11 protein-coding genes and 1 pseudogene are annotated in these 11,459 nt (G+C 55.9%); 6 read left to right on the plus strand and 6 right to left on the minus strand.

Annotated elements, in window-relative coordinates; translation table 11 throughout:
* Positions 1–27: 27 nt before the first annotated feature.
* The 3 genes from J0G10_RS01415 to J0G10_RS01425 all read left to right on the plus strand — a co-directional run bounded on the left by J0G10_RS01415 (position 28) and on the right by J0G10_RS01425 (position 2,582).
* Positions 28–420 (plus strand): hypothetical protein, encoded by a 393-nt coding sequence (locus J0G10_RS01415; protein WP_220557247.1) that lies wholly within the window; start codon positions 28–30, stop codon positions 418–420.
* 366 nt (positions 421–786) lie between these two features.
* Entirely contained in the window at positions 787–1,536 is a 750-nt protein-coding gene (locus J0G10_RS01420; protein WP_220557248.1) for a recombinase family protein, read from the plus strand.
* A gap of 302 nt (positions 1,537–1,838) precedes the next feature.
* The gene (locus J0G10_RS01425) at positions 1,839–2,582 is read left to right on the plus strand and encodes a hypothetical protein (RefSeq protein WP_220557249.1); all 744 of its coding nucleotides are present in this window, start codon (positions 1,839–1,841) and stop codon (positions 2,580–2,582) included.
* A gap of 16 nt (positions 2,583–2,598) precedes the next feature.
* Here the strand turns inward: J0G10_RS01425 and J0G10_RS01430 are convergent, their stop codons facing one another.
* Positions 2,599–2,901, minus strand: coding sequence for a hypothetical protein (locus J0G10_RS01430; protein ID WP_220557250.1), 303 nt, complete (start codon positions 2,899–2,901; stop codon positions 2,599–2,601).
* Between the two features lie 365 nt (positions 2,902–3,266).
* A pseudogene (locus J0G10_RS01435) lies at positions 3,267–3,494 on the minus strand (PA0069 family radical SAM protein); the annotation flags it as partial.
* 227 nt (positions 3,495–3,721) lie between these two features.
* Here J0G10_RS01435 and J0G10_RS01440 point away from each other — a divergent pair.
* Positions 3,722–4,024, plus strand: coding sequence for a hypothetical protein (locus J0G10_RS01440; protein WP_095049528.1), 303 nt, complete (start codon positions 3,722–3,724; stop codon positions 4,022–4,024).
* 207 nt (positions 4,025–4,231) lie between these two features.
* Entirely contained in the window at positions 4,232–4,507 is a 276-nt protein-coding gene (locus J0G10_RS01445; protein ID WP_095049527.1) for a hypothetical protein, read from the plus strand.
* Positions 4,508–4,566: 59 nt separating this feature from the next.
* Here J0G10_RS01445 and J0G10_RS01450 read toward each other — a convergent pair whose 3' ends face one another.
* The 3 genes from J0G10_RS01450 to J0G10_RS01460 are packed head-to-tail and all read right to left on the minus strand — an operon-like array spanning position 4,567 to position 8,414.
* Complete coding sequence (locus J0G10_RS01450; RefSeq protein ID WP_095125100.1) at positions 4,567–5,868, minus strand: c-type cytochrome; 1,302 nt, start codon at positions 5,866–5,868, stop codon at positions 4,567–4,569.
* Positions 5,869–5,880: 12 nt separating this feature from the next.
* Positions 5,881–7,665 (minus strand): GMC family oxidoreductase, encoded by a 1,785-nt coding sequence (locus J0G10_RS01455; protein WP_116254160.1) that lies wholly within the window; start codon positions 7,663–7,665, stop codon positions 5,881–5,883.
* Positions 7,666–7,667: 2 nt separating this feature from the next.
* Positions 7,668–8,414 carry a gluconate 2-dehydrogenase subunit 3 family protein gene (locus tag J0G10_RS01460; protein WP_095049524.1) on the minus strand — a complete coding sequence of 249 codons (747 nt, stop codon included), beginning with the start codon at positions 8,412–8,414 and terminating at the stop codon, positions 7,668–7,670.
* Between the two features lie 305 nt (positions 8,415–8,719).
* Between J0G10_RS01460 and J0G10_RS01465 the strand changes: the two genes are divergently transcribed.
* Positions 8,720–9,361 carry a phosphatase domain-containing protein gene (locus J0G10_RS01465; RefSeq protein ID WP_095049523.1) on the plus strand — a complete coding sequence of 214 codons (642 nt, stop codon included), beginning with the start codon at positions 8,720–8,722 and terminating at the stop codon, positions 9,359–9,361.
* A gap of 8 nt (positions 9,362–9,369) precedes the next feature.
* On the opposite strand, the gene J0G10_RS01470 is transcribed toward J0G10_RS01465, so the two are convergent.
* Positions 9,370–11,394 (minus strand): M3 family metallopeptidase, encoded by a 2,025-nt coding sequence (locus tag J0G10_RS01470; protein WP_095125102.1) that lies wholly within the window; start codon positions 11,392–11,394, stop codon positions 9,370–9,372.
* Positions 11,395–11,459: the final 65 nt, after the last annotated feature.

Here is an 11,459-nt window from a genome sequence, read left to right on the forward strand (position 1 = left end):
ACCTTGGAACAGCTTAGGAAAAGAACCATGGAGCTGAAAGATTTTATCAAAAGCAGCCTTTGCCAAATATCAGAGGCGATTCTTGAAGCAAGTGCAGAGCTGAAGGACACCGATGCGGTGGTGAATCCTACTCGGATGCAGGCTAATACCGATTCTTCTCAGGCTTATGGTAGAACTCTGGCTGAAAACGAGATATCTCGTCTGGAGGGTACTCGTATTGTTGAGAAGATCGAGTTTGACGTTGCAGTTACTACTGAAGCCGCAACTCAGCGGGGGGGCGGTATTAAGATTTCCATCGCTTCTGTTGGTCTAAAAGCTGACGGTTCAGTTGAGGATAAGGCAAGTGCAGCGTCGCGGATCAAGTTCTCTATCCCTATGGTGTTTCCCTCTCGGCGTGGGGCTTCCAAGGCAGGTTCCTAGCGCCTGAGCTTCTTTCCATAACCTCGAATAACTACCCGGAAACCTATGCATAAGCTTGCGTGCAAGACTCTCTATCACAAATCAATTCATAATAGTCATTGGCTATTATTCAGCATTTCCGTGGGTTGTAGCCAATTGCTTGCCAAGCTGGCGCCAGAGATAACCGATTCATTTCCGTCAAACTGTGCCAAATTCGAGTTTTTGCACGAAAACGCAGAATTTCAGCTTGAAGCGCAGGGCTACCCGGATATAGCGAAGGGTTATCACCGGGCGCGTTCTAATAGCCATATACCTGATTAACAAATCTACAACGAACGTTGAAGAAATGTTATGATTGCCCTGTCACCATTAGACGGAGCCGAAATCATGACCAGCAACACCAAGCCGTTACGTGTAATTGCCTACTACCGAGTGAGCACAAAGTCTCAGGGTGATGCTGGTCTGGGTATCGATGCACAACGTGAATACGTCGCTCGTGCAGTTGCTGCTAATGGTTGGGAGCTGCTGCCTGAGTCCTTCACTGACGTAGTCTCCGGCAAGATCGCCATAGAAGAGCGTCCAGAGGGTGCCAAGGCTTTGGCCCTGTGCAAGAAGGAAGGCGCTGTACTGGTGGTAGCTAAGTTGGATCGTCTGTCGCGTTCGGTGCATCACATCGCAAGGTTGATGGAGCAAACCAGTTTCAGAGTTGCAACCATGCCCGACGCCACCCTGTTCCAGTTGCATCTATTCGCTGCTTTGGCTGAGCAGGAACGCAAGTTCATCAGTGACCGCACCAAGGACACTTTGGCCGCATTGAAGGCCAAGGCTGAGGCTGGTGATCCTGTCGCCATCCAGTCAGTGCAGAACCGCACCGATGTGCTCGCTAGAGGCCGTACCCCAGCCAACCGGGTTAAGGCTGGTGAAGCCGTTCAACAGCGTGTGACAAGTTGGCTTGAGACAGTGCGAGACCCAATCGACCTGTGCATTCGCAAGGGTGCGAAGACGCTGCCAGCGGTGGCTAACTGTCTGAACGAGAAGGGAGTTGCTACAAGTCGAGGCGGTGAGTGGTCTCCGATGCAGGTGAAGCGTGCAATGATGGCATTACACCTGTCATTCAACACAGAAAGCGCTCTGTAAGCTCCTGAGAGCGCCATAGAGGCGTTAAAGCTAGATGATGGCTACATGGGTAGCTGTAAGCTCTCACAGATCCTTGCAGAGCATTACAGGAGTGACCATATCAAATGAGAGCGGTTCTTATTTTGTAATCACTACGCATTACCCCTCACCCCTAGCGTTCCTGCTTGACGGCTCGGTGGTCGGACAGGCCTCACAGATTATATTCCCGCCCTGAATCCTGAACACTCTCGCAAGTGGTCGAAATTTTCGGCGAAAAATGGGAGTCTGAGAAACTCGGCCTCTACTGCCACAAGGATGAAGACATGACAGCACCCTATAAATGGACGATTGGGTTTGCCGATGCTTACGCTCACAACAACGGCGACACTGTTCAAGACTTCCTTTCGCTGGTTGTGCAACCGTCGCTCGCAGCGTTAGAGCAGAAGCGGCAAGAGCTGGCCCGCGCTGCTCAAGATGATGTGGTGTTCCATTTTGCTCTGTCCGACCATGAGCGGCTAATTCAGCGCACATACATGACGTTCGCCCTCGCTATCCAGTCGTTGTGGGAGCAACAGATACGCTCCTACCTCATCTGCTGTTTAGGTCGTCACACCATTGAAGGGGTAACTCTCAAGAAACTAGAGGACGCCTCATGGGGCGCTAAGTTGAACGCACTGTTCTTCAAGGTGCGAGGTGTTGAGTTGAGTAGCTTCGATTCCTACCCCGCCCTCACTCAGTTGCAGATGCTGGGCAACGCTTGCCGTCACGGCGATGGTGATTCCGCCAGAGACCTACACACCTTGCACCCTGAGTTGTGGCCCGCACCTATACAGTTCCCATGGCTGGATTCTTCAATGGAACCACCACCTCCACCAAAACCGCCAGTGCAGCACTTACGAATCACTCTGGAAATTCTAACTCGTTATGTAAGCGCCATTGCGTTGTTCTGGCTGGACATGGATCGTCTTGGGATAGAAAGCCTTTTGGATAAGCAGCCCGACCTACAGCACAGGGTTACGACCTTGCTGGAGCGTCGTATTCCTTTGCATGAGATCGTCACACGTTGAACCTGGCCCCAGCGTTTCACTTCTTGCTGTAGTCGCCGTAGCTGTAACCAAATTTCGCCACCTCTTTAGCACGGTCAACTTCGTAGAACTGACTCAGACGCAGGCTTATCCGGGTGTGTTCAACCTTGAGGGCAGCCAGCTCCTTGCTCAGCGTCTGGTGCATGACGATCATTCCGCCGATGGTTTGATGAGCGCGGCGTAGGTCGCCACGTGTGGTGTCCAGCTCAGCTTGGAGCAAATCGCACTCGTGCCTGAGCATGTCCACATGTGAGGGTAAGCCCAGCTCAAAACCATCAGTAGAGATCTCATGGTCGTTCATTGCATATGCACCAATCGTATTAGAATTACAGTTGTAGTGCTCTGATGGAATAGCGCAGCATTATAAAAGGCGAAGCCGAGCTCTTGATTTTGCCCTTCACGTTGTCAGCGTGAGCTGACGTGTAATTCCCTGTGACCTTCGGTCACGAGTAATCCTGACAGCGTTCGCTGTCGTGTCTGCACCCAAGACAAGATCAAGAGCACAAGCTGGTTTGTGTAGATGGTGTATCTGGTCGAGGTGAACCCGTTCCGTTGAGGTGTTCCCACTGCTGAGTTAGTCATGACCTACGGTCGAGGGTGACCCCCCGTCAGCGGAGCTGAAGTCTAAGTGTTTCATGTAATGGTTCCAATCACCCAATACAGTCAGCCATGCTCGCAGCCACGGTAGGGATTGATCGAGCGGTCGAAGGGCAGATCCGGAGAGGTATTGCGGGTAATGATGGTTTTCGCGGTTTCGATCATCACCTCGGTGCCTTGGGTCAGCGGCACCTCCTGATACCAGCCGTCATCCTCGGCCACCGAACGGTTCGGCGCGAAGCGGTTGTGCGGGTTGCTGGCGGTGCCGCGACCGCGCTGGGGGAGAGGGTTGATCATTGGGCAGGCTCCAGATCTGTATATGCATACAGTACATGAGCAAGCCCGCTGTGATCCAGTACCGTTCAGCGATGGGATACTTGTTGAGTTCCAAAATTTATATATAGGTGCAGAGCCGAAGTACAACCCGAGATACATATGTTTGATTGTCGCGACAAGTTATCAAAGATAGCCTTGGCTACTCCGAGTGGCACTTGTCCGATAACTAAATTAAAAGGATTTAATTCATGTCTTACCTCAATCAACGCGGTGTCTTTGTGCAAATGATGCAACCCAATGCATCGGAACCCAACACCATTGTTTCGATGCAACTGGCACGAAAGGAACTGGGCTGGAACGCCGAACAGGAACTGCCTACCGAGGCGCTGGTCGACTCGATCTACGTAGTGGCGGTGTCCAGCGACCGTGGCAAAACGTTCACTGTTCGCACCAACAAGAAAGATGTGGACGGTGATGGCGATATTGATAACGACGACAAAGCGAAGTTGATTGCACTGGCCAAGGCTTATGTAAGTATCGTTAATCCGTAATTGAAAATGTAAGAATCTCACAGCAAATAAAAATAAAGCCCTGCATGACGACTCATGCAGGGCTTTATTGTTTTAGAAGAAGAGACGGTAAATGGCAGGTGGCCGGTAAAGGACTGGCTGGGCATACACCCTGTCAGCTTTGACAGTAGACCGGAATTCTCGCCAAACCTAATCTCAAGCACGCAATCAATCTGCAGGGTTTCATCCATGGCTATCAGAATACTGCTGGAAATCGCGGATATGGATCGGGATGCAAGTCCGGAAATCGCTTTTTATCACTACAGCGAGGACGCGACCGAAATGATGGATTACGACTATTCGCTTTTTGCTTCGTCGTCGCAGGCCAATGGTCGTTATGACGTGATCTGCGAAGACGCCGTCGATACTGACGGCGATGGCGACATCGACAAATACGACGAGAAGCTTTATCTGCAGCTGGCCGATGCATTTGCGCAGTTTAAAGGCTTTCAGCCCAAGCGTTGATCGGCCGCTGACACCGCACGAAAAGTCGAACCGTGCCAACGGCGTATCAATCACATCCGTCAGTTATGCGTAGTGACTTGCCCCAAATCATCCCCGGAAGTCGTTTGCATATCGTTCTTGCGTAGATTGGCTACATCTTCAGCGTCAACTGGCGCGCCTTTGTTGCCCCAACTGCCACGAATGAAACTCACCACATCCGCCACTTCCTGGTCCGACAGGCGCCAGGCAAAGCCCGGCATGGTGAACGTCGACGGTGCCGTGTGCGTCGCCGGCAACGTACCGCCCTTGAGCACAATGTGAATCAACGAAGTCGGGTCTTCCGATTGCAGCACCGGATTGCCCGCCAGCGCCGGGAACACCCGGGTGTAGCCGTGACCATCGGTGCGGTGGCACGCCGCGCAGTTGTCGATGTACACCGCAGCACCACGCTGACTGTCGTCACCGTTCCACAGTGCTTTGGCGGCTTTCTCATCGTACTGATGCGGTTGATCGTTCGGATCAGTGGCCGGCAGTGATTTGAGGTAGCGGGCAATCGCGGTCAGGTCGGCATCGGTCATGTATTGCATGCTGTGGGTGACCACGTCGCTCATGCCGCCGAACACCGCGCTGCGATCGCTGCGCCCGGTCTTGAGAAACTGCACCAGTTGCTCTTCGCTCCAGCCGCCGAGGCCATCCTTGTGATCGCCGCGCAGGCTTTTGGCGATCCAGCCTTCCAGCGGCGCACTGCCGGCGAGGAAGGTTGTACCGTCAGCCGCACTCAGGGATTTTTCCTGCATGGTCAGCGCGCGTGGTGTATGGCAGGCACCGCAGTGGCCGAGGCCTTCGACCAGATACGCGCCACGACTGATGACGGCGTCGTCACCGACTGGCTTGTAGTCCTCGACCTTCGGCGCAAACATCCAGCGCCAGCCCATCAGCGGCCAGCGCATGCTCAACGGCCATGGAATATCACTGCCCTTGTTCTCCTGTGCCACCGGTTCTACGCCGTGCATGAAATACGCGTACAGCGCTTGCATATCGGTTTCGCTGACACGCGCGTAGGACGGATACGGCATCGCCGGGTACAACGTACTGCCGTTTTTGGCGACGCCATGGCGTACGGCCTGATCGAAGTCTTCGAAGCTGTATTCACCGACGCCGGTTTTATCCGGGGTGATGTTGGTCGAGTAGATCGTGCCGATCGGCGTTTCCATTGGCAGGCCACCGGCGAACGGTTTGCCGCCCTTGGCGGTGTGGCAGGCTACGCAGTCACCGGCGCGGGCGAGGTATTCGCCCTGTTTGATCAAACTTTGATCAACTTCAGCCGCATGGATTGCGGCGCTGCCGAGCAGCGCCAGAGTCGCGATAACGAGATTTTTCATGGTCATCGCTCCTTAAGCCTGAACCAGCGGGCCGGGGTTTTTCAGGTACTGCTCGCGGATCGCCTTCGCCGACCAGTAGGTCAGTGCGGCAACCAGCCCGGTCGGGTTGTAACCCAGGCCCTGCGGGAACGCCGAGGCGCCCGGAACGAAGACGTTGTGCACGTCCCAGCTCTGCAGGTAGCGGTTCAACGCGCTCTTCTTCGGATCGGTACCCATGATCGCGCCACCGTTGAGGTGCGTGGTCTGGTAAGACGCGGTGTTGAAGTGGTCGCCGACTTTCTTGCCGATCACCGCAATGGCTTTCGGGCCCATCGCTTCGGCGACCTTGCCCATTTTCTCGACCATGAAGCGGTTCATCTTGATGTCGTTTTCCTGCCAGTCGAAGGTCATCCGCAGCAGCGGCAGACCGTAGGCATCGCGGTACACCGGATCGAGATCGAGGTAGTTGCCACGGTAGGACTGATGCGCGCCGTGGGCGTCCATCGACACCTGGTGGGTGTAGTAATCGGCGGTCGCGCGTTTCCAGGCACTGCCCCACGCAGGTGTGCCCGGCGGGTTCGAAGTGCCGGCAATCGGCCGGCTGCCGGCCTGGTTGACCCACATCGGCGAGCCGCCGACGAAGCCGTGCGGGCCGTGGTCGAAGTTATCGGCGTTGAAGTCATCCAGCGCCACGCCGTTACCGCCGGCGCCAATGAAGTTGTTGGTGTGGGTGTCCTTGTCAAAGAACGCCTTGATGGTCGCCATGTTCTGGTAGGCAAAGTTACGCCCGACCACGCCTTCGCCGCTGATCGGGTCGTATGGCTTGCCGATGCCGGACAGCAGCATCAGACGCACGTTGTGCAACTGGAACGCGCCGAGAATCACCAGATCCGCCGGTTGCTCGATCTCGCGACCCTGACCGTCGATGTAGGTCACGCCGGTGGCTTTGGATTTGCTGCTGTCGAGATTGACCCGCAACACATGCGAGTTAGGCCGCAGCTCGAAATTCGGCAGCGGCTTGAGCGCCGGCAGAATGTTCACGTTCGGCGACGCCTTGGAGTACATGTAGCACACGTAACCGCTACAGAAACCGCAGAAGTTGCACGGGCCCATCTGTGCGCCGTAAGGGTTGGTGTAAGGCCCCGAGGTGTTTGCCGAAGGCAAGTTGTAGGGCTTGTAACCGACTTCAGTCGCTGCTTTGCCGAACAGCTGTGCGGAGACTGTGTTTTTCTGCGCTTCCAGCGGGAACGGATTGGAGCGATCCGGCGCGTACGGGTTGCCGCCCTTGCCCTGACCGACCAATTGGCCTTTCACCGTCCAGGCCTGGCCCGAGGTGCCGAAGACTTTTTCGGCGAAATCGAAGAACGGCTCCAGCTCTTCATAGCTGACGCCGAAGTCCTGGATGGTCATGTCCTTGGGGATAAAGCTTTTGCCGTAGCGCTCTTCGTAGTGGCTGCGCATGCGCAACTCGATCGGATCGACCCGGAAGTGCACGCCCGACCAGTGCAGTCCGGCGCCGCCAACACCATTGCCTGGCAGGAACGCGCCCAACTGGCGGTTCGGCAGGGCGATGTCGTTGACGCTATGACGAATGGTGACGGTCTCTTTGGAGATGTCCTGAAAGAGTTTTTTGCGCACGCTGTAGGTGAGTTCGTCGATCACCTGCGGATAGTTGCCGTCCGGGTAGGTGTCCTGCATCGGCCCGCGCTCCAGCGCCAGCACGTTGAGACCCGCTTCGGTCAGTTCCTTGGCCATGATCGCGCCGGTCCAGCCGAAACCCACGATCACTGCGTCAACCTTCTTCATTACCGTTGCCATGCTTACGCCCTCTCGCCGCGAATCGAAACTGCCGGGAAGGGGTATTGCTCGTTACGTTCCACCCAATCCATGAAATCGGCGCGGGCGCCGGGGAAGCCGATCATGGTCCAGCCGACCATGCCTTTGTTGCCACCGTGGATCGGGTCGCAGAAGAACCCTTCCTTGGTGTTTTGCAGCAGCAGATTGAAGAAAATCTTTGCCGGAACCGCATCGAATTGCGGCTTGCCAGCTTCGAGTTGCTTGAGCAAATCGTCTCGGGTAGCGCTGTCTTGTTCAGCAAATACTTTACCGTTGAGGGATTTTGCCCACTGATCCGTGGCGGCGATGCCGAGTCGATAGATCTCTTTGGGCACCAGTTTGCTCTGCCAACCCATTTCCGGAGCGGCGTCGGCATTGAACGGGCCTTGCATGTACCAAAGCGCACCGGCGGCGTACGGCGTGTTCATCTGGCGGTCGATGTATTCCGGCACACCGGCTTCGAGCGCGCCCGGTCCTTGAGTATCGTTGGGGATCAGTTGAGCAACGGCGGCATTGATGAACGCCCACTCTTCGGCGGTGAAATAACTCGGTTGGTAGACGCTGGCATCAGCGTGAACCGGTTGCGGCGCGGGCGCAGCCGGCGCCGCTTCAGGCGCTGCTTGCAGGACGCTGCTGCCCAGACCGGTGCCGGCCAGGGTGACAACCGGGATCAGGGTCAGGGATTTGCGCAAAAACTCACGCCGCGGGTTGTCTCGATCTTCATCAGACATTGGGGTGCACCTCATCAGGCATTAGAGGACAGCCGCTTCTGCGAGCGGCTTGAGGATTTTTCGTCGCGACGGATCCGGTCTGACCCGGAAAAAGGGGACGCGTCTGCAACATGATGTGACAAATGGTAGCAGGCTAAGCTTCCGGATAAACCGATTCAGCGGAAAAAACACCGGTTTTCTTTACGGCAGTGCTGGAAAGCGTGCGGATTCACGTTTCTTTGACAGGCGCCTCACAGGGCTTTGACCGCGCAACGCCGAAGCTGCGTTTCCCCCTCATCGATGAATCCCGACACGGTAAAACCAGCATGTCCCGAGTGCGTTTTTTTCCTGCTTTGTGTATAGCTTTTTTAGCACTGTTGCCCTGGATACCGGCCCAGGCGGCGACGGCATCGACGGTTCGTCCGACTGAGTGGGCGCAACCGGTCGAAGTGCAATACAACCTGTTCCAGCTGTCGCCATTGCTCTATCGCAGCGCCTTGCCGGATGACGGCGCGGTGCCGCTGCTGAAAAGTCTCAAGGTCGCCACGGTGATCAACTTTCTGCCAGAAGCGGACGACTGGTTGTCTGACCCCGACATTCATCAGGTGCAACTTCCCTATCGCACCAATCACGTTGACGACGCCGATGTACTCAAGACCCTGCGGGCTATTCAGGCTGCCGAAGCCAATGGCCCGGTGCTGATGCATTGCAAGCACGGTTCCGACCGCACCGGACTGATGGCGGCGATGTATCGAGTGGTGATTCAGGGGTGGAGCAAAGAGGATGCCTTGAGCGAGATGACCCAAGGCGGTTTTGGCGACAGTATTCATTTCAAGGATGGTGTGCGTTACATGACGCAGGTGGATGTCGAAAAATTGCGCACGGCGTTGGTCAATGGCGATTGCAGTACCAGTGCTTTCGCCACCTGTTCAATGAAAAGCTGGTTCAAGTCCGCCCACATTGAGTGATCGGCGCGTCAGTCCGGTTGCGCTGCCAGATCAGCAGCCACCGGCTGACCCATAAAGGTCTCCAGCGCGCTGAGCAGCGAAGTCGAATCACCGGAGAAGAACGCTTCACGCAGTTCCCGGCCGGTTTGCGTATTGAATATCCCATCACGCCCAAAGCGCTTGAACGCTTTGCTGGCCAATACGCCTGACCACTTGTAGGCGTAGACCGAGGCTTCGTAACCGGTCACCAGATAATCGAAACTGTTGGCAAAGCGGCAATAGGCGGGTAATTGCAGCTGCGGAATTTTTTGCAGCACCGCTTCGAAGCACGATTGCGCGTTTCGGCCATTTTCCTCGCTACGGTGCAATTCAAGATCGAGTAAAGACTCAAGCAGCAGCGTGGCGGTATCGCGACTGGTGTGCGTCGCGATCGCGGCCAGTGCTGACGTTAGCCGTGTGCGGCTTAGCGGCGCGCGGGTTTTGTAATGTGCTGACAGCCACTGAAGCAGTTCCTCTGAAAGGCTCAATTGCTCGAACAGTTGCCCGGCGAACTCACCTGTATCGCGCGCCAGTTGCGAGATCCCCGACAGGTTGTGGTGGGGCGAGCGGGTCAGCACCTGTTGCAGGCAATGCCCGAACTCGTGGAATAGCACGCGCAGGTTCTTGTGTGAAAGCAGGCAGGGATACTCGCTGGTCGCGGGCGGGAAGTTGCAGTGAAGGATGGCAATCGGCAGGGCCGGCCGGCCCTCGGCATTGATTCGTCGGTTGCGCACGGTATTGGTCAAGGCAAAGTCGGGGCCGTCCTCACGATGAAACGGATCAAAGTAGATGTACCCCATCACCTGATCGTATTCGCTGACTTCAAACAGCCGCACCTCCTCGTGCCAATTGCTTAGGTCTTGTTGCTCGGCCAATTTGATACCGAACAGGTATTCATTGAACTGGCAGAACCGGCGTAGCGTTTCATCTAGCGGGAAATACTCGCGAAGTCCTTTCAGTGTGCTCGCCGAGCGTAGCTGGCGTAATTGCTCAGCAAAAAACTCGAAATCCCAGGCCTGCAGTTCTGCGACGCCCTGCGTTGCGGCGAATGCTTGCAGCGCCTGCATGTCCTGATCCAGTGCGGCACGATTTTGCTCGATCTGTTGCTTTAAAAAATGTTCGACCTGAGTTGGTGAGGTGGCCATGTGATTTGCAAGCCGCAGTTGGGCGAAGCTCTCGAAACCCAGCAACCTGGCTTTTTCATGGCGTAACCCGAGTAACTTTTGCAAAACCGGACCGTTGTCGAACTGAAGAGCATGCGGTCCTTGATCCGAGGCCCGGGTGCAATAAGCGCGGAAATACTCTTCGCGCAAACTCCGGTCTCGCGCATTTTTCATGATGTATTCGTAAGTGTTGCGATCCAGCGTCAGCAACCAGCCGCTTTTTCCCGTTCGACGCGCATTGAGCGCCAGCCGATCCTTGAACGCGGCTGACAGGCCGTCGAGCGTCGCCGATTGGTCAATCTGCTTGCTCCAGGCGGCATTGCTGCGCTCCAGATTGATTTGGAACAATTGCTCCTGAAGCTCGATGTCGAGGTTTATCGAGGTTAACCGCTGGCGCTGTTCGGCGGGCAATTCGATGCCCGACAGACGAAAAGAGCGCAGGGTCTTGGCTAACGACGCTTTGCGAAAGTCATCGAAGCTGTCGGCGATCGAACTCTGCTGCAGACGTTGATAGGTGTGATAGAGCTCCAGGTTGGCAGACTTCTGCACCCGATAGCGTGCCGCAGTAATACTGCACAGGGCGCTCTGCTCTACCCAGTCGACATCAGCACTTTTGACCGTCGAGAGCACGTCGATGAGAACCATGGTTTCAGCGAGCCGTGCGTCGGCTTCGGCGACGGCTATCACCAGATCATCCCAGTTGGGGTGGTCGGTCTGGGTGGCGATCACTTCGGCGATGATCCGCTGGTTATCGGCCACGATGGCATTGATGGCGGGTGCCAGGTGCTCGGCCTTTACGTCGGACCAGGCCGGCAGTTGCCAGCGTTGTAGCAGGGGATTGGTAGGGGGCATCGCGTCTTCCTTGACCGTAGGCTGAAAAAATCAGCCTACGGAGAAAGCGCAAGGGCAAGGCATTA

The organism is Pseudomonas germanica (assembly GCF_019614655.1).
Classification (GTDB): Bacteria; Pseudomonadota; Gammaproteobacteria; order Pseudomonadales; family Pseudomonadaceae; genus Aquipseudomonas; species Aquipseudomonas neuropathica.